The following is a 19,146-nucleotide window of genomic DNA, read 5'->3' on the forward strand; positions in this document are numbered from 1 at the left end:
ATGATGATTAAATCGAAAGAGAGCTTTTATATTCCCGATACAGAAATTTGGACATGTCCAATGAATGAAACGAAAAACTATAAAATTTTTGTTTATATTCCAAATATCCCTGTTCCTGAAAACGGATTTCCCGTCCTATATCTTTTAGACGGAAACGCAAATTTTGGTAGTTATGTAGAAGCAATGCGTTTACAAACTAGAACACAAGAAAAAACTGGATTACATCCTGCTGTTATAATTGGAATTGGCTATGAAACGAATGAACCATATAGCAAGGAAAGGTATCTCGACTTTACGTTTAATGCAGATCAAACATCGCTTCCTAAAAATCCTGCTGGGTCAAAATGGCCTCCTCATGGAGGTGGGAAAGAATTTCTAGCCTTTATTGAAGATACATTAAAACCGCTAGTGGAACAGAACATGCCAATAAACACTAATAAGCAAATGATTGTCGGTCATTCACTTGGAGGGCTTTTTGTTCTCTTTACTTTATTTACTTCTCCTTCTTCATTTCAATATTACCTTGCAAGTAGTCCATCCATTCATTGGAATGAGGAGCAGTTATTAGAAGAACTAGACTTTCTCCCAGAAAGATTGAGCGAGTTAGATCCAAGCAAGTTACTTCTGACAGTTGCTGAGAAAGAGAAATCACACTTTACAAATATGCACCAAAAAACACTTGATCTCTCTGAAAAATTACTAAACTACCATACTAAGACATTCCACCATATATTCCATGAATTTAAAGAGGAAGATCATCTGACTGTCCTCTTACCACTTATCAATAAAACGATTGCCTTCTTAAATGATAAGGTGATTTGAGTGACTGGAGGAAAGACAACAGCAAAAATGAGGCTGTGAGATAACTAAATAGATACTATGTAAAGACGAACAATCTCTCATTTAGCTAGTAAATAGCGGCTGCTTTCGCATACTTTTTTACAATAGAAAATATAATTAGTTGGGAAAACAGAGCAGCCGGAATACACGTAGACGCCACGGGGATTAGCGAGACAGTCTGAGACCCTGCAGGCCAAAGGCCGAAGCCGCTCAGCGCGAGCCCCACGGAAAGCGAAGTGTATTCCGGCTGCGGGCAACAGCAACAAACTTCATAGAGCATCCTTTTTTAAAATGAAAAAACCCTAAACAATTATACGAACTTTCCGTTAGCGTTTTCGTATAATTGCTCGGATTTAACTTTAACTGGAATACTTATGTCCCAGTCCCTTTCCTATTTCTTAATGAAGATTAAAGTATTCATTAACTTACTAAATCTTGCCCTTGTTGTAGCTGATACATCTGATAATACTTCCCTTTTCTATCCATCAATTCATCATGATTGCCTTTTTCCACTATCTGCCCATGATCAAGGACGAGAATTTGATCAGCATTGCGAATGGTCGATAGACGATGGGCAATGATGAAAGTTGTTCTGCCTTCTTTTAGCACTTCCATCGCATATTGAATAATTTGTTCCGTTTCCGTATCAATACTACTTGTTGCCTCATCTAAAATGAGTATTGCTGGATCAAAGGCTAGAGCTCTCGCAAAGGAAATAAGCTGTCTTTGTCCACTAGATAGAGTACTCCCCTTCTCTATCACCGGCTCATCGTATCCTTTTTCTAAATGCTTTAATACTCTATCTGCCCCAACATCCTTCAATGATTTCTCCACTGTTTCTCTTGAAATAGAAGGATCATTTAACGTTACATTGGACGCTATTGTTCCTGTAAAAAGAAATGGATCTTGGAGAACAATCCCCATATATTTGCGAAGATCCTGCTTCGAAAAGGATGTGATATCTTTTCCATCTATCATTATCCTTCCTGATTGAATATCATAGAAGCGGAATAAAAGATTCATAATCGAACTTTTACCAGAACCTGTGTGACCGACTAGTGCAACTGTTTCGCCTTGCATTGCCTCAAAAGAAATATTTCTTAACACATAGTCATTATCTTTATAAGCAAAGTTGACTTGATCAAAGGTTACATTTCCTTTATATCTTTCAAGGGTAACATCTTGGACATCGATTCCGTCTTCATCCAATAATTCAAACACTCGTTCTCCTGCCACAAGTGCTTGCTCCAAATTGGCCAATTGATTAACAATACCTTGTACAGGCTGAAATAGGCGATTTATATAGTCAACAAAGGCATAGAGCACGCCTAGCGAAAGTGCCGTTGTTGCCGATAAAGATTGACCAGCAACATACCAGATAAATACAACAAATACGATATTTCTTAAAACATTTACTAGGTTATGAGAGGTAAGACTATTTAAACGAAGCATTTTATTTTGGTAGCGGAAATGCTCGTTATTCAAGTCCTCAAATTCTTTTCTTGTATGCTTTTCCTTGCTAAATGCCTGAATAATATGCATTCCTTGAATAGATTCGTTTACCATTCCATTAATATCACTAATTTTTGCTCGAATAACATGATTATATCGAGAAGCAAACTTACGATATCCCATCATCCATACATATAAAATCGGAAGCAAAATTAAGCAAATCGCAGCAAGTGGTGGATTTAATATAAATAATGCAATATAAATTCCAATAATATTAATTCCACTTGAGAAGAAATTGGATAATACCGTTACATACAACTCCCGAATTGCCTCTGTATCGTTGGTTACTCTGGCCACTACTTTACCAGCAGGTAGATTATCAAAATATTTGATCGGTAACCGTTGAATGTGAGCAAATACATCCTCTCGCATCTTCTGAATAATTCGGTTTGCTGACTTTTGTAATAAATAATGCTGCCCGTATTGGAAAAAAGCAGAAATAATCACTAATCCAAAATAAAAAGTTAACAGCTTTAAAATTGGTGTAATCTCCGGCTTATAAAAATCAAAAACTTCAGAACTAGTCAAAGCCGTAGCAGGATACGTTTCCACTTCTTCCCCTCTGCTGATAGTCAATGTTCCATCATTAAACTTACGACTTCCATCAAAAGAAATGGCTCCCTCTACAAAAAGAAATTGTCTTCCAACTTGAAGTATTCTTGCCTCGGCAAGCTTTTCGTCATCGGCTTCAAGATACGCAGCTTTTTTGTAGAAATTTCCATTATAGGATACTGCGTCTTTTTTTGGTTCTGTTTGATACCAAGGTGATTCAATCCCTGTTATATGATCATCAATTACCTTTTTAGCAACAAATGGACCTGCCAGGTCGGCGAATACAGCAATTGTCAGCATGATTAACGCAGCAATAATAATTCCTTTAAATTTTAAAGCATATTGAAATAATCGTTTACCTGTTGTCATGCTTTCACCTCCACTTCTTCCGCATCCACCTTTGTCTGTTGCGTTATATACTGTTCCTTATACCAGCCATTCAGTTTCATTAACTCATCATGCGTCCCATGCTCTGTAATATGTCCATCTTCCATTACAATAATATGATCGGCATGCTGAACTGCTGTCATTCGGTGAGTCGTAATGATTGTTGTTTTTGCTTGTCTTTCTTTCTTAATATTCGTGATAATTTTTTGTTCTGTTTTTGCATCTACCGCTGATAAAGAATCATCTAATATTAAAATTTCTGGCTTACGGATAAGTGCTCTCGCAATCGATATCCGTTGCTTTTGCCCTCCAGATAAGGCAACTCCTTTTTCACCAACGAGTGTTTCTAACCCTTCTGGAAGCATTTCAATATCCTGTTTAAAAGAGGCAAGGCTAATTGCTTCTTCTAATTCTTCTTCGATAGCTCCCTCTTTTCCAAATAAGATGTTTTCTCTCACTGTTTTTGAAAAAAGAACGTGATCTTGGGGAACATAGCCAATCCAACCTCTTAACGTATGTAAATCAATTGAATCAATGCTTTTCCCGTTAATCGTTAGCTTACCTTCCCCTTTCGGATACTCTCTAAGCAGCTGTTTAATGATCGTTGTTTTCCCACTACCGGTCTTACCGACTATTCCCACTGTTTCTCCTCGTCTAATTGTTAAATAGATATCTCGAAGATTTTCTTGCTTAGACGATGGGTATTGAAAGTTCACATCGTTTAACTGGATAATTTCAGGAATACCAACTTCCTTGCCCTCTTTAGGACTAATTACGTCTGCTTTATAATTCAATGTATCCTGTACCCGATCCAAAGAAGCATTTCCACGTTGCATAATATTCATTAATTCACCAACTGCAAACATTGGCCAAACAATCATTCCTAAATAAACATTGAATGTAACAAGCTGCCCAATCGTCAGTTGTTGCTGAAAAACTAAATATGCACCATAACCCAGTCCAATCAAGTAGCTTAACCCAACAAGAATTCGTACAGTCGGATCAAATAAAGAGTCTATTTTAGCCACCTGTAAATTCTTCTTATAAACATCTTCCGTAAAACGGTGGAATTGTTTTTCTTCTTCTTTTTCTAAAACATAGGCGCGGATAACGCGAACCCCTGAAATGGACTGAAGGACACTATCATTCATATCACCGAATGCATCCTGTGCTTCCATAAACCGCTTATGAATTCTCTCCCCATATATTTGCATAATAACTGCCATAATAGGTAGTGGAAGAATCGCTGCTAGTGTTAATTTCCAGCTTACCGTTAACACCATCGTAATTAAAATGGTCAGCATAAATATGGTAGAATCGACTAAAGTCAAAATTCCAAATCCAGCAGTAACGGATACGGCCTTTAAATCATTGGTTGCCCTCGCCATTAAATCGCCAGTTTTATTTTTTTCAAAAAAAGTTGGTGTCATCTTAAATAGATGATTCATAAACTTGCTTCTCAATTTCAATTCTAAAATATTCGCTCCGCCAAATAGCTTATACATCCAAAAATAAGTGATGATATACGTACTTATTGTGATTCCCGCAACCACAAGTATATAGATCATAGTCTTATTGCTTGTTAAAGTACCAATCGTTAGTTCATCAATAAACATTCCGAGAATCCTTGGCGGTAGCACCTCAATAAATCCGACAAATATTAAAAGTATAATAGCTATCGTGTAACTCTTCCAATGCTCTTTAAAAAACCATTTTAATTTTAAAAATATAGAAAACATGTAATCATCCCCTGTCATTCTTCATCTGCTACTAGCCACTTTCTAAATCCTTTAATGCCTTTCTAGCTTCCTTAATGATTACAATCATCGACTTCTCCTCCTTTATCATTTCATTAGAAAATAAATGTATTTATTGCACAGAATACAAATTCCTTATTTCCCCACAAAAAAAGAGACAGACCGCAACCATGCGACCTATCCCTTTATGACAGAAAAATACACGGGTTACCTATATAGCAACCCATCTAATCCGCGCTAAAATTATCGATAAGAAAAAAGAGGGTTACCGAAATATGAAGTTGTAAATGAATAATATCTATTTAATCTTCTCATCGGTAACCCTTCCTTTCTCTACATTTATTTTCCAATATAAATGAAGATTAACACGTACCTTTTATAAAGTCAATTGCAATTATTTTGAAAATTAAAGATTTTAATAATTTAATTGTACCTCTTTTTGCCTTGCCAGTTCGTCTTTCTGCTCCTTTTCTTTCGCTAATTTAGGTAACACTAGACTGTAATAGCCACCAACTACAAGAAAACAAGCCCCAACAAACCAATAGATTATTTCTATAGAAAACCAATTAGGATAACCGATGGAAATAATCCCTAGTGTAATTGACTGTGAAAGCATCATTAACGGTGTTATCCACCCTTGTACTCTCCCCATCATCTTTGGTTCAATAATCGTAGGCATCCAGCCACCTATCGCAATATTAATCATTGGTAAGCCGAGCGCTAAGAAGAAACAGATTGTTAAAAAGACCAGAATATTTGTTGAATAAGAAGCCAAAATGGTCATTACGGCAATATAAAAAGCCCCCAGAATAATTAACTTATACAATTTAACCTTTTGTGTAAGAAGAGATGAAAGGAAACTTCCAATCATTACGCCTGCTCCAAACACAATTCCAAAATAAATGGAGACTTGTTCATAATTATCAGGCGCTAACTTATATTTCAAAATAAAGACTTGCATGACACTAAATCCGCCATTTACCACACCGAAAGCAATAAATCCATATATTAATGCAAGCAATAATTTATTGGTCAAAATGTATTTTAACCCAATCATAAAGTCACTCCAAATAAATCGAATGTTTAATTCCTTTATAGAATAACTTCCATTTGGTTTTCGAACACCTTCATCCAACTTCATGGATTTAATAAGTAAACCACTAATCGTTAAAGTAGCTACATCAACCAAGATTGCTCCATATATCCCTACTGTCCAATAGACAAATATCCCAATCGCATTGCCAAATAGCATAAAGACACTGTTCACTAATTGATTTAGTCCTGCTGCGGTTGTATAATCCTCTTTTTTCAATACTCCTTGAAGAATGCCTTGTTCTGCCGGAAAAAAGAATTTTTGAACAGCACTTCTTAAAAACAACATCATAAAAATAAGTGGCATCCATCCAATAAGAACTGCCCCCAACACGCATAAAGACATTGCAGCTGCAATCATCTCACAATAATAGGCAATCTTTTGACGATCCAATCGATCTGCTACGACTCCCACTAAAAAAAATACTGCTAATGTGGGCAAGGAAAACATTAATTCTGTAATCGTAGCATAGGCGGGCTGTTCAGAAAAACGATCGAGAATATAAAACATAAAAGCGGTTAAACCAATAACACTTCCCATTTGCGATGTGACATTTGCTATAAATAGTCTCGTAAAGCTTGCGTTTTTGAATATTTCTGCAAATTCTTTCATTTAATATCCCTCATCCTTTAGTTGATGAGTTAATTCTAGCTTTCTTTCCACGGAAAATGACCATTCATCCGATGGTTTCTTGTTCCGTCTACAGACGGAAATAAATTCCATTATAAAGGCGGATAATCCCCCATTTTACTTGAGCAAGGATGGTTATTTTCTATTTCAATGAAAGTAAGGATTAGCATTGGGGATAGTTCTATTGTTACCTATTGATTCTTATGAGACATGTAGTAGGGCAACTCTCTCTGTTCCCTTTTTCCTCTGCTTCTCTTCCTTTCGGGCATAGAGAACGCTTCTCTGTTTCCTTTCCTAAGCAAAAACGGACGCTGATGCACCCTTATTTTACGCACAAAAATAGACTGTCCATAAATTAGTCTTGAATAGATAAGTCATTCAAGATTAATGTAAAAACAGCCTCCTTATTCACATTGCTTATTCTCCTGAAAGTTCCTTAAAACGATCTTTTGATTCTTTTTCATCGAAGCTGGAAAAAATTCGAAAGTGGTCTTCATCAATAATGCGAAAATGCTGACTAATGATATTCTGTTGAAGAATAAAACCGTTCTTTTTTTCCACTTCTCTCCACCATACTTTTCCACCCATCGTTTTTTCTTTTCGGTAATCCATTCCATCACGAGCTACAGTTTCCAAAACCTCTAACGGTTCATTACCAAATAAAAAACGAACTGTTTCTGTCTCTCTGAATAGAGCGCATACTGCTACTACAGTAGACCAACCTGCATAAAGTCTACCTTTCTCAATTTGCACTAAGGTCTTTTTTGATAATCCAATAACCTCTGCCATCTTATCTTGGGTATATCCCGCTTCTGTGCGTATTAATCTCATCTTTTCTGATACACTCTCAATAATTTCTTCTCTTGTCAAAGTTTCTTCATTCCCTTATTAGTTATGTGTAATTTTACACCATCACTAATATTATAAGCTTCCTTTGCATAAATATCAATTTAAAACTATTAGACGCTCAAAATTATTTTTTGCTCAACATTTCACATTTTTGGTCACAAGCTTGCTTTAAGGAACACGCTGCACATTTTCCCTTTTTTGATTGTTGAATGTGACGGTATAATCCATAACCTGCATAACTAAAAATCATAAATCCGAGTAAAATACTGATAATCATTCTATTCACTCCTTCAATTTAAACCGATCCATTTTCCTAGCTGATAAATAATAAATGAAAGAATATATGCAAGAATAAGTGCATAACCGACAGAAAAGGCGGACCATTTTTTTGATCCTGTTTCTTTATAAATAGTAGCAAGTGTTGCCAGGCATGGAATGTATAATAGAATAAACACCATAAAACTATAGGAAGCTAATGGCGTATAAACTTCTCCCATTAAATGCTGCAAGCTTCTTGTGTCTGGAACGGCATAGATGATATTCATAGCAGAAATAATTGCTTCTTTTGCAAGAAACCCCGTTAACAAGGATGCTCCTGCTTCCCATGTTCCAAAACCTAGAGGGGCAAGAACTGGTGCCATCACTGAACCAATTAACGCCATAAAGCTTTGGTCCATTTCTACATCTAATCCTCCTGGTCCTAAATAAGTTAATAACCAAATTAAAACAGAACCAGCGAAGATAAAAGTACCTGCTTTCTTTAAGAAACCTTTTCCTTTATCCCATGTACTTTTCCATAAGACCTTTAAACTAGGCAATCGATATGGCGGCAGTTCTATTAGAAAAATAGACTTTTCTCCTTTTAAAATAGTAGAAGAAAATAGTTTAGCAAGTAATAAGGCCATTACTATGCTTAAAACATAGAGGGATAACACTATTAATGCTCCATTTTTGCCAAAAAACGCTCCTATAAATAATGCATAAACAGGAAATCTTGCCGAACAACTCATTAATGGCAACAATAAAATTGTTAATAATCTCTCCTTCTTTGTTTCGATTGTTCTCGCAGCCATTACCCCAGGAACATTACAGCCAAACCCAATAATCATTGGGATAAAGGCTTTACCATTCAATCCTACATTTTCTAACCATTTATCCATAACTAGTGCTACCCGAGACATATACCCAGAGTCTTCTAAAAAAGAGATACAGAAAAACAATATAAAAATTTGCGGAATAAAAACGAGAACGCCTCCTACCCCTGCGATAATTCCATCAATTACAAGTGACCGTATAAAGCTAGTTACTTGCAGACTGGTTAATAGATTCGTAACCCCCTCTGTCAATAAATCTGAAATAAGGTAATCTAGACGATCAGATAATGGTGTTCCAATCCAATCAAAAGTCAACATAAATAATATATACATAAAGGCAATAAAAATTGGAAATCCAAGATATTTATTTGTTACGAGATAATCGATTTTTTCCGAAATTGGGATCTGCTTTTTGTCTGCTTCTACTTCGACTTTTTGGACAATTTGATTTACCACTTCTCTACGTTTAAGATAAATTATTTGTTCTGGCTTTTTCGCTATTTTTTCACATTCCAATGTTACTTGATGGATAAATGTCTCCAACTCTTGTTTACTTAAAAGATTAGCAAGAAATTGGAAAATCGTTGTATTTCCATCAAGTAATTGGATTGTTAGCCATCTATTTGAAAGGGATGTTTTTCCTTGAAGCATAACGGACATTTTTTCTATTGCATTTTCGATTATTTCCCCATAATGGATAAACAGAGAGTATTCCCCATTACACTGCTGATCAATAGATGCTCTTGATAGCTCCTCACATCCATCTCCTTTTCGCGCACTTATCGCAATCGTATTTGCTCCTAAATAAGTGGCTAATAACTGGTGATCAATGACCTTTCCTTTTCTTTTGGCAATATCAATCATATTTAAAGCGAAAATTACCGGTTTCCCATATTCTAATAATTGAATAGTTAATAATAAATTTCTCTTTAATTGCGAAGCATCGATAATATTAACAATTCGATTCATCTTTCCTTGCAATAAGTAATTTGTGACTACGGCTTCTTCTTCAGAGATTGGTGTTAAAGAATAGACCCCAGGTAAATCTACTAAAATTGCTTTTTTATTTTTAAAGGTACCTATCTTTTTCTCTACCGTCACTCCATTCCAATTTCCAACATATTCATAAGATCCTGTTAGATGATTAAATAAAGAAGTCTTCCCTGTATTCGGATTCCCTAAAAGAGCTAATTCCATTTTATATGCTCTCCATATGCAATATTTTTATATCACTTTGTCTCATACCAATCGTCGTACCCTCATATTCCAAAATAAGCGGCCCGCCAAACGGCAAAATTTGCTGAATCGTTATTACAGCACCCTCTATTAATCCAAAATCAAGTAGCCTTCTTTTGAGCATTCTATTTCCATCTTCCACCCTATTTATCTTTAATCTTTGTCCTACAGTTAATTCCATCTTATTCGCCTCTCTTTTTTAATTGAGAATGATTATCTTTCTCTTATAAGATAGTTATATCAATCGTAACAACAGTATTCAATCTGATTTCCCCTAATAATTGTGACAATTTATTGAATTTTAAGAGCTTTTGCTTTTATACAAGGGCAAATTTCATCATACCTTTTTGAACAAATAAAAAAGCCATTGCTCCAAAATGAAAGCAAAGGCTTTTCCTTTATTATAGATTATATTTAGTCAATGAATCCTTTAATTCCTCATTGCTACTCTTCATTATTTCTGCTGTTTTTGCAACATTTCCAATCGCAGAGGTTTGCTCATCCGTACTAGAAGCAATTTGTTCAACTGCTGCTGCAACAGACTCAGAAACTTCTGATACTTTCGCAATAGAACTTGAAATATGATTGTTTTGCTCCACCACACGGTTTAGTTCAACTGTCATTTCTTTGACTGCTTCAATGCTATTGACTACAGCACTTGCAATGGCTGTAAATTCCTTTTCAGTATCCTTTACGGCAGTATCTAATTCCGCTGTTTGATTTGTCGTTTCATAAATCGACATAACGGTACTTTCCATTTCTTTTTCGATATTTTGAATCATATCTTGAATTTGCTTTGTTGCTGCATTTGTTTCTTCTGCTAGGTTTCTCACCTCATTGGCAACAACAGAAAAGCCCTTTCCGTGCTCGCCTGCTCTAGCAGCTTCAATACTTGCATTTAAAGCAAGTAGATTTGTTTGTTCTGCTATTCTATTAATAGTAGAAGTGATTTTAGATATATCTAAAACTTTCTGATATAAGCTACTAATTCCAATACTAACATCATTTGTTGACTTGCTTGCATTTTCATTACATATTTTCAACGTATTAATTGTCTTTTGTCCGTTATGGGATGCTTCTTGAGCATTTTCTGTTGCTTGCTTAATGATTTGATTTTTGCCTTCCATATTATCAATTGAATTGGTTAAGCTATCTATTTCTCTTTTAACCTCTTCTAACTCAGACGCTTGGCTAACAGCCCCCTCAGCAATTTCAGCCATTGCTCTTCCAATTTCCTCTGAACTTGCCAATGTTTCCTCTGCTATTACTGACACATCACTTGCCTGACTTATTCCATTTTCATTTACTGTTTTTAAACTTGATACAAGAAATGAAAATCTCTCCTGCAATTCAGCAATAGATTGATTTAACTGACCAATTTCATCTTTTGACTTGTCATTAAATTCAACCGATAAATCTCCCTGTGACAACTTACTCACTTTGTCGCTAAGACGAGATAATGCTTTAAATTTTCCTTTCATTAATACATTAAAAACAAGCGAACTTAATACAGTAAGAATAAGCACTACAGCTATTATGATTAAATAATGACTATAAGCGAATGGCAATACGTCTTGTATGGTTTCATTTTTCGCCATATAAAATCCACCAAGAGCACTAATAAATGTAGTAATAAGAATAAGCAGATTAAATCCAATAAACGCTTTCACTTTGAAACTATCTTTCTTTTTCATTCGAAACATCCTCTCTTCGCCGTCCGTATTAAGGGGCCATTTCTAAGCAAACACAAACAGATATTTTTAAAAACGCTTTCACATATAATAACGTATCTATTCGGATAAGCGTTAGTTATGTCTCTATATCTTTATTATCGGTAATATCTACCTACTTTTTAGCCTTTATTTGTAATTTTTTTATAAATTTTTTTTACAGAAATAAAAATAGCAAAAACGCCTAATTTCTGGTTAAAAACTTAAGATTTCAGAAGTTTACGAGCCAAATTTTTTTCTTGGCATAAAATACAACGATATCTCCTTCTTAGAAAATTAGAAAGGATGAACGATGTTGTTTAATATATTTGTAGATCAGCAAATTAGATTGCGGCTTTTAGAAGTGAAGGACTCCAATGAACTTTTTCAACTAGTTAATAAAGATAGGAAGTATTTAAGAAAATGGCTCCCATGGGTAGATCAAATAACCTCTCCCTACCAATATCAAAGCATCATTCCCCTCTGGAATAAACTTTTCACAGAGCAAACAGAATGGAATGCAGGAATTTTTTTCAATGGAAAGCTTGTAGGTATGATTACCTTACAACAAATCGATTGGGCAAGTCGCAAAGCAAGCATTGGCTATTTTTTAGCTGAGGACGCACAAGGGCATGGCATTATGACAAAGTCAGTTGCTGCTATGTTAAATTATGCTTTTTATTATTTAAAGCTCAACAGAATAGAAATTCAATGCGGGGTTAAAAATGTCAAAAGCCAAGCAATTCCGGAGAAGCTTTCCTTTAAGAAAGAGGGAATTATTAGAGATGGTGAATTTCTGTACGACCATTTTCATGATTTATATTCCTACAGCATGCTGGCAAGAGAATGGGCAGCTAAATAATAAACTTCCCCTCTAATACGTTATGTGAGGATAATAACAATAACATTAGGTTAAATCCTCTCTCCTCTTTATTCCCTCAAAAATTTTATTTTCATCTGAAAAAGGTATAAAATGAATAAATAGAAGGTTTTCTGTTTATATAAAAATATTTGAATACTTCTTTGATAAAAAATGAATGGTGATGAAAGAAATAATGATTGGAATACAACTACTGTTAATTGTCATACTAACTGCTTTTTCTGCCTTTTTTGTAGCAACTGAATTTTCTATTGTTCGTGTGAGACCTGCAAGAATTGAACAGCTTGTAGAAGAAGGACAAAAAAATGCCCTTGCTGTCAAAAGGATTATTGAAAATATGGATGCCTATCTGTCGGCATGCCAATTAGGCATAACCATTACCTCTTTAGGATTGGGGTGGTTAGGACAACCTACGATTTTAAAGTTAATTCAACCTTTAATGAATAATTTGACTGTTCCAACTGCTCTATCACAAGGATTAGCGTTTGCGATCTCTTTTTCGATTATTACATACATTAATGTCGTAATTGGCGAACTTTTTCCAAAGTCAGTTGCCATTATTCTTACGGAAAAAATAGCCTTATTAATTAGTAAACCACTTATTTGGTTTTATAAATTTATGTATCCCTTTATTTGGCTTTTAAATAAATCGTCAAGACAAGTAGCAAAATTATGGGGAATAACGAATCCATCAGCCAATAATGATGCACTATCAGAAGAAGAGCTGCAAATTGTATTGAAGGAAAGTTATCAAAATGGGGAAATTAGTTTATCAGAATATAACTATGTCAATCGGATTTTTGCATTTGACAACCGTTTAGCCAATGAGATTATGGTCCCAAGAACAGAAATGGTCACATTATCTGATCATATATCCATTAAAGAAGCTATAAATATTATTCAAAAAGAACGATATACAAGATATCCACTTACTAAAAAGGAGGATAAAGATAGCATTATTGGTTTTATCCATATTAAACAATTATTAACGGACTGGATAAAAAATGAGGATATTGAAAATAAATCGTTATTGGACTATGCACAACCAATTATACATATAATCGAATCAGCACCTATACAAGCCGTTTTCTTAAAGATGCAAAAGGAAAGAAGCTCGATCGCTATTCTTCATGATGAATTTGGCGGTACTGCTGGGCTAATTACCGCAGAAGATATTTTAGAGGAAATTGTCGGCGAAATTAGAGATGAGTTTGATGAAGAGGAAACCCCTCTTATTCAAAACATTAATGACCATCACTATATTCTTGATTCCAAGCTTCCCTTAACAGAAGTAAACAGGCTGCTATCCTTATCAATCGAGCGAGAAGAACTTCATACGCTCGGTGGCTGGATATTGTCCCAAAACCCTTACATTAAAAAAGGGGAAACGATTGAATATACTGGCTATCTCTTTAAGATTGACAAAATGATTCGCCAACATATTTTTACCTTTGACGTTCAAAAGATACCTTCACATCTTTTAAACGAAGATTAATACTAAGCTATTTATCCCATTTATGTTAAATCTACGATGGATGATACAAATTTATCATTCATCGTAATCCTTTCTGTTACTACTTCTTCATTTAACAAGGTAAAACAATCGATAGAAAACATGAAATACCCTTTTCTTTCATATATTAAACATATAGACAGAAAATTTAAAAAGTTAACGCTATCATCATTTGACTAGATAGTTTGGCTTACCGTATAATAATTAGTAAAATTAAACAATTGTGAGGTGGTATAATGGGGTTGTTTATCTAAAGGAAGAATTTCATACACATTCTTATTTTCAAACGATTATTATACTAGCCCATACACCGGACCTCGCTTATTACAAATCCATTTCCTAGAATTAGATATTACTCAATCTGAATTAATCAGGAGGTGACTCCTTACTCGGTAAACGAGATAAGGAAATTTATTTGGACATATTTAACTTGGTTATAATAGCCATTTTAATTGCTTTGACTGCTTTTTTTGTAGCTTCAGAGTTTGCTATTATTAGAGTTCGTAGCTCCAGGATTGATCAACTCATAGAGGAAGGTAATAAAAATGCCCTTTCCGCGAAAAAAGTTACTAGCAATCTCGATGAATACTTATCCGCCTGCCAATTAGGAATAACTGTTACAGCACTCGGTATTGGCTGGATTGGCGAAGAAACATTACAACACTTTTTATCACCATTACTGCAAATTATCCATGTCCCAGAAACAGCCATTACCGTCTTATCCTTCTCTTTAGCATTCACTTTTATTACTTTTTTACATGTCGTAGTAGGTGAACTAGCTCCAAAAACATTCGCTATTCATAAGGCAGAGAAAATTACTTTATGGGCGGCAAAGCCTTTAATCCTATTTTATAAAGTGCTTTATCCTTTTATTTGGACCTTAAATGGCTCCTCTAGAATTATCACAAGGACGTTCGGATTAAAACCTGTTTCTGAACATGAATTGGCACATACAGAGGAAGAGCTCCGGATTATCGTCTCAGAGAGTTATAAAAACGGCGAAATCAATCAATCAGAATTTAAGTATGTTAATAATATTTTTGATTTTGATGATCGTATAGCGAAAGAAATTATGGTACCCCGAACAGAGATTATTTCCCTTGAACAAACAAGCACATTAGATGAATTGCTTCATCTTATCCAGAAAGAGCAATTTACTAGATATCCCGTTACCGATGGAGATAAAGACCATATTATCGGAATGATTAATGTAAAAGAAATAATGACAGAGTTACTTAAATCAAGAGATCTTACGACCAAAACACTAAAGCCTTATATAAGGCCAGTCATCCGAGTAATAGAAACGTATCCTATTCAAGATTTATTATTAAAAATGCAAAAGGATCGTATCCATATGGCCATTTTAATGGATGAATATGGTGGAACCTCTGGGTTAGTTACAGTGGAAGATATTATTGAAGAGATTGTTGGAGATATTTGGGATGAGTTTGATAGTGATGAAATTCCTACTATTCGTACGATAAAAGAAAATCATTATATTTTAGATGCTAAAGTTTTGATAAATGAAGTAAATGATTTACTCCACATAGACATAAATGATGAAATAATTGATACATTGGGTGGTTGGATTCTTACTTCTAATTATGAAGCATCGGAGGGGGATACGGTTAACTTCGAATCCTATGCTTTTAAGATTTTAGAAATGGAAGATCATCATATTAAATATGTGGAAGTGAAAAAACAACCAACCAACATAGAAAAACAAAAAAAGCATATTACAATAAAGCAATCCCTTCCTTCCCCTTCATCAGAAGCAGAAATAGTATCCTAACGAGGCTGGAACATAAATATTCCATTCAAAGATAACCCCAAACAATTATACGAACATGCTAATGTTCCGTATAATTGTTTGGGGTTTTATTCGTTTTAAAAAGGATGTTGCATGAAGTTTGTTTGCTATGCCTGCGCAAAATAGATGACTCAGCCTCTTTTGCTTCCATAAGAATAAGATCAGTACTACTATTAATCATTTATCCTTGTTTCATCAAATTTATAGCCCACACCCCAGATAGTATGAATAAATGGCTGTTCTTTCGTACCGATTTTATTTCTTAGTCGCTTAATATGCACATCTACTGTTCTTTCATCTCCGTAAAACTGATAACCCCAAACTCGATCTAGTAGCTGTTCCCTAGTAAAAACTTGTTTTGGGTTACTAATTAAATAGTAGAGAAGATCAAATTCTTTCGGTGTTAAATTAGTCAGTACTTCATTATTGTAAATAACTTCTCTCGTTTCCTTGCTTATTTTAAAATGCTCTGTTGTCAGAAATTTATCATCTACTTGATTGGTTGTTTCTTTTTGATATCTTCTTGTTACAGCTTTAATCCGCGCCATTAGCGTTAAGGGGCTGAATGGTTTTGTTACATAATCATCTGCCCCCATTTCTAGTCCAAGTACTTGATCGGATTCACTATCTTTTGCAGTAAGCATAATAATCGGAACAGAACTAATCTCTCTAATTTTTCTACAAATCGTAACACCTTCCATACCTGGCAACATCCAATCAATGATGATGATATTCCAATTCTGGTTTTCCATGAAAAAGTCTAATGCTTCTTTTCCATTATGAATAAATTTCCCTTCATATCCTTCTTTTAAGAAAAACATCTCTAACATGGAGCAAACACTTTCATTATCTTCGATTACGAGTATTTTCATCCTAACACTTCCTATTTACTAGCGTACATTCTTTTGCTATTTATTATAGCAGATGTTATCAATAACTTTCATACCCTGGTAGCTAACAAGAAAAAATTTTGAATGATATAAGCAAAAAAAAGCTGTTTTAGTAAAGTTTGTTGCTATGCCCGTAGCCGAAATACACTTTCCTTTCCGTTGGGCTCGCGCTGAGCGGCGATCAACGGACCTATCAAGCATGAAAAACACTAAATGATTGCATAAAAATCTTTTTAATTGTAATAAACTAACAAAATAAACTATCCTATTTAATAACACCAGTATAAAGGAGTTATTGAAATGATTCATACGCTAGCTATAAATAAGCATAATGAGATACGTACAAATCTCCCCATTGAAGAAATATTGGAAGGAGATTTTCAGTGGTCTTGGATTGACTTCGATCAGCCAATTGACGATGAAATTGAAAAATTGCATCATCCTTTTAGGTTTCATCCCTTATCTATAGAAGATTGTCTCCATAATTTGCAACGACCTAAAATTGACTATTTTGAAACCTATACCTTTTTTGTCACCCATTGTTTAAATCCAAAAACCATAAAAAAAGATGAACTTAATATTTTCTTAGGGAAAAATTTCATCGTTACCTTTCATCATCATGCTTCGATTGAAGTGAATGCAGTAAAAGAAATGCTAACAAGAGAAGATGTTGCCACTTGGACACAATATACCGTTCTTTATCAGTTATTGGATCATCTAGTCGATAATTATTTTCCGATTGTCTATGACATTGAGGATTCCCTTGCAGAAATCGATGAAAACCCGACAAAAAAAACAATGGAAGCCTTGTTAGATGAATTATTTTCAACTAGGCACCAGCTTCTTTCCTTACGACATACCGTCGTGCCAATGAAAGATATAGTACACCAGATGATTAATAGCGAAAAAATAGCGGCTCTTTTAACCAAAAAAGAATACTATTCTGATATTTATGATCACTTATTGAAAATTAGTGAACTAGTTGAATCCAATCGGGAATTAACGACAGATATAAGAGATAGTTATCTATCCTATAACTCGCATCATTCTAATAGAATTATGCAAATTCTTACTGTCATTACGACCATTTTTATGCCACTCAGCTTCTTAGCTGGCTTATACGGAATGAACTTTGTAAATATGCCTGAACTTCAATGGAAATACGGTTACTTCCTTCTGTTATTTATAATGGCCAGTATAGGTATAGGAATGTTTATCTTGTTTAAACGAAAAGGCTGGTTTAAGTAAGACTGTCTTTTTCCTGTTATTCTTTTGCATATATTAAAAAAACACCGAGCTTTGATAGATATATTTCAAAACTATTATGATAAAATAGAATTATCGATATTTTTACTTATTGTTTACACATTTTTTTACATATAAAACGTAACTGGGGGGATTAACGATGGAGTCATCAAATATACAAGCAGAGGCAATTTTAGAAAAACCACAGCATAAAATTTTACCAAAAAAGGTTTTAGCTAGCAGGATATTTTTCATTATTGTTGGTAGTATTTTAATGGGAGTCGGCATTGAAGAATTTCTTGTTCCTAATAAAGTATTAGATGGAGGTATTGTTGGAATCTCCATTATCCTCTCTCACTTGTCTGGCGCAAAGCTTGGCTATTTTATCTTTTTATTAAATATTCCCTTCTTCTATATTGGCTACAAACAAATTGGTAAGACTTTTACTTTTTCCACGATGCTAGGTATTACCGTTCTTTCTCTTACAACCATTTTATTACACGATGTGCCCGTTTTCACATCTGATTTACTTCTCGCCACTGTGTTTGGTGGTATTATCCTTGGTATTGGAGTGGGAATTGTGCTACGCTTTGGCGGCTCCCTTGATGGTACAGAGGTATTAGCTCTCCTTTTCAGTAAAAGAAGCCCTTTTTCCGTTGGTGAAATTATTATGTTTTTCAATGTCTTTATCTTTATTAGTGCTGGGTTTGTTTTTTCTTGGAATCGAGCTATGTATTCATTGATCGCCTATTTTATTGCTTTTAAAGTAATTGATATTGTTATAGCTGGTTTAGATGAATCAAAATCAGTTTGGATTATTAGTGACCATTCACAAGTAATCGGTGAAACGATACTAGCAAGACTTGGACGCGGTGTCACTTATCTGAAGGGTGAAGGTGCCTATACTGGTGACACAAAGAAAGTTATTTTTTGCGTTATTAACCGTTTAGAAGAAGCTAAACTTAAAACAATTATTGAAGAACTAGATCCTACTGCCTTTCTTGCAGTTGCCAATATTTCTGAAGTACGTGGTGGAAGGTTTAAGAAAAAAGATATTCATTAAGGCTGTTTTCTAAAAAATTGTTGTTATTTCAATAGGAAAAAAGAATTGGTTAAAAAAATGGAGCAGCCGGAATACACGTAGACGCC

Annotated in this window: 15 protein-coding genes; 6 read left to right on the forward strand and 9 right to left on the reverse strand. The window is 34.5% G+C overall.

What is annotated here, in order from left to right; all coding sequences use genetic code 11:
* Positions 1 to 822 carry an alpha/beta hydrolase gene (locus tag NST60_RS05260; protein WP_169188064.1) on the forward strand — a complete coding sequence of 274 codons (822 nt, stop codon included), beginning with the start codon at positions 1 to 3 and terminating at the stop codon, positions 820 to 822.
* A gap of 438 nt (positions 823 to 1,260) precedes the next feature.
* Here the strand turns inward: NST60_RS05260 and NST60_RS05265 are convergent, their stop codons facing one another.
* The 8 genes from NST60_RS05265 to NST60_RS05300 all read right to left on the reverse strand — a co-directional run bounded on the left by NST60_RS05265 (position 1,261) and on the right by NST60_RS05300 (position 11,644).
* Positions 1,261 to 3,273, reverse strand: coding sequence for an ABC transporter ATP-binding protein (locus NST60_RS05265; protein ID WP_341098304.1), 2,013 nt, complete (start codon positions 3,271 to 3,273; stop codon positions 1,261 to 1,263).
* A complete protein-coding gene (locus NST60_RS05270) occupies positions 3,270 to 5,030 on the reverse strand; it encodes an ABC transporter ATP-binding protein (protein WP_016201915.1) in 1,761 nt (586 codons plus the stop codon). Before NST60_RS05270 ends, NST60_RS05265 begins: the two co-directional genes overlap by 4 nt.
* 433 nt (positions 5,031 to 5,463) lie before the next feature.
* On the reverse strand, positions 5,464 to 6,753 hold the full coding sequence (locus tag NST60_RS05275) for an MFS transporter (RefSeq protein WP_101730374.1): 1,290 nt from the start codon (positions 6,751 to 6,753) through the stop codon (positions 5,464 to 5,466).
* 435 nt (positions 6,754 to 7,188) lie between these two features.
* The gene (locus NST60_RS05280; RefSeq protein WP_016201912.1) at positions 7,189 to 7,641 is read right to left on the reverse strand and encodes a helix-turn-helix transcriptional regulator; all 453 of its coding nucleotides are present in this window, start codon (positions 7,639 to 7,641) and stop codon (positions 7,189 to 7,191) included.
* Positions 7,642 to 7,744: 103 nt separating this feature from the next.
* A complete protein-coding gene (locus tag NST60_RS05285; protein WP_016201911.1) occupies positions 7,745 to 7,897 on the reverse strand; it encodes a FeoB-associated Cys-rich membrane protein in 153 nt (50 codons plus the stop codon).
* 13 nt (positions 7,898 to 7,910) lie between these two features.
* A complete protein-coding gene (gene feoB / locus NST60_RS05290; protein WP_016201910.1) occupies positions 7,911 to 9,911 on the reverse strand; it encodes a ferrous iron transport protein B in 2,001 nt (666 codons plus the stop codon).
* Position 9,912: 1 nt separating this feature from the next.
* Positions 9,913 to 10,131 (reverse strand): FeoA family protein, encoded by a 219-nt coding sequence (locus tag NST60_RS05295; RefSeq protein ID WP_016201909.1) that lies wholly within the window; start codon positions 10,129 to 10,131, stop codon positions 9,913 to 9,915.
* Between the two features lie 220 nt (positions 10,132 to 10,351).
* Positions 10,352 to 11,644: a methyl-accepting chemotaxis protein gene (locus NST60_RS05300; RefSeq protein ID WP_016201908.1), complete on the reverse strand. Its 1,293-nt coding sequence runs from the start codon at positions 11,642 to 11,644 to the stop codon at positions 10,352 to 10,354.
* Between the two features lie 331 nt (positions 11,645 to 11,975).
* Here NST60_RS05300 and NST60_RS05305 point away from each other — a divergent pair, with 331 nt between their 5' ends.
* The 3 genes from NST60_RS05305 (at position 11,976) to NST60_RS05315 (ending at position 15,844) form a co-directional block, all read left to right on the forward strand.
* Entirely contained in the window at positions 11,976 to 12,521 is a 546-nt protein-coding gene (locus tag NST60_RS05305) for a GNAT family N-acetyltransferase (protein WP_016201907.1), read from the forward strand.
* Positions 12,522 to 12,714: 193 nt separating this feature from the next.
* Positions 12,715 to 14,034, forward strand: coding sequence for a hemolysin family protein (locus NST60_RS05310; protein WP_341098308.1), 1,320 nt, complete (start codon positions 12,715 to 12,717; stop codon positions 14,032 to 14,034).
* 433 nt (positions 14,035 to 14,467) lie between these two features.
* Complete coding sequence (locus tag NST60_RS05315) at positions 14,468 to 15,844, forward strand: hemolysin family protein (RefSeq protein WP_169188062.1); 1,377 nt, start codon at positions 14,468 to 14,470, stop codon at positions 15,842 to 15,844.
* Between the two features lie 191 nt (positions 15,845 to 16,035).
* Here the strand turns inward: NST60_RS05315 and NST60_RS05320 are convergent, their stop codons facing one another.
* Positions 16,036 to 16,734: a response regulator transcription factor gene (locus NST60_RS05320; protein ID WP_016201903.1), complete on the reverse strand. Its 699-nt coding sequence runs from the start codon at positions 16,732 to 16,734 to the stop codon at positions 16,036 to 16,038.
* Positions 16,735 to 17,052: 318 nt separating this feature from the next.
* Here NST60_RS05320 and corA point away from each other — a divergent pair, with 318 nt between their 5' ends.
* Together corA and NST60_RS05330 are read left to right on the forward strand one after the other, a co-directional pair.
* Positions 17,053 to 18,000: a magnesium/cobalt transporter CorA gene (gene corA, locus NST60_RS05325; RefSeq protein ID WP_016201902.1), complete on the forward strand. Its 948-nt coding sequence runs from the start codon at positions 17,053 to 17,055 to the stop codon at positions 17,998 to 18,000.
* A gap of 157 nt (positions 18,001 to 18,157) precedes the next feature.
* Positions 18,158 to 19,060, forward strand: coding sequence for a YitT family protein (locus tag NST60_RS05330; RefSeq protein WP_016201901.1), 903 nt, complete (start codon positions 18,158 to 18,160; stop codon positions 19,058 to 19,060).
* Positions 19,061 to 19,146 lie beyond the last annotated feature (86 nt).

It is taken from the genome of Niallia sp. FSL W8-1348 (assembly GCF_038006745.1).
In the GTDB taxonomy this organism is placed as follows: domain Bacteria; phylum Bacillota; class Bacilli; order Bacillales; family Cytobacillaceae; genus Niallia; species Niallia alba.

Coding starts and splice junctions, on each gene's coding strand:
- NST60_RS05295 (WP_016201909.1), bottom strand. CDS start 10,131: ATGGAATTAACTGTAGGACAAAGATTAAAGATAAATAGGGTGGAAGAT.
- corA (WP_016201902.1), top strand. CDS start 17,053: ATGATTCATACGCTAGCTATAAATAAGCATAATGAGATACGTACAAAT.
- NST60_RS05300 (WP_016201908.1), bottom strand. CDS start 11,644: ATGAAAAAGAAAGATAGTTTCAAAGTGAAAGCGTTTATTGGATTTAAT.
- NST60_RS05260 (WP_169188064.1), top strand. CDS start 1: ATGATGATTAAATCGAAAGAGAGCTTTTATATTCCCGATACAGAAATT.
- NST60_RS05275 (WP_101730374.1), bottom strand. CDS start 6,753: ATGAAAGAATTTGCAGAAATATTCAAAAACGCAAGCTTTACGAGACTA.
- NST60_RS05270 (WP_016201915.1), bottom strand. CDS start 5,030: ATGTTTTCTATATTTTTAAAATTAAAATGGTTTTTTAAAGAGCATTGG.
- NST60_RS05265 (WP_341098304.1), bottom strand. CDS start 3,273: ATGACAACAGGTAAACGATTATTTCAATATGCTTTAAAATTTAAAGGA.
- NST60_RS05285 (WP_016201911.1), bottom strand. CDS start 7,897: ATGATTATCAGTATTTTACTCGGATTTATGATTTTTAGTTATGCAGGT.
- NST60_RS05320 (WP_016201903.1), bottom strand. CDS start 16,734: ATGAAAATACTCGTAATCGAAGATAATGAAAGTGTTTGCTCCATGTTA.
- NST60_RS05330 (WP_016201901.1), top strand. CDS start 18,158: ATGGAGTCATCAAATATACAAGCAGAGGCAATTTTAGAAAAACCACAG.
- feoB (WP_016201910.1), bottom strand. CDS start 9,911: ATGGAATTAGCTCTTTTAGGGAATCCGAATACAGGGAAGACTTCTTTA.
- NST60_RS05310 (WP_341098308.1), top strand. CDS start 12,715: ATGATTGGAATACAACTACTGTTAATTGTCATACTAACTGCTTTTTCT.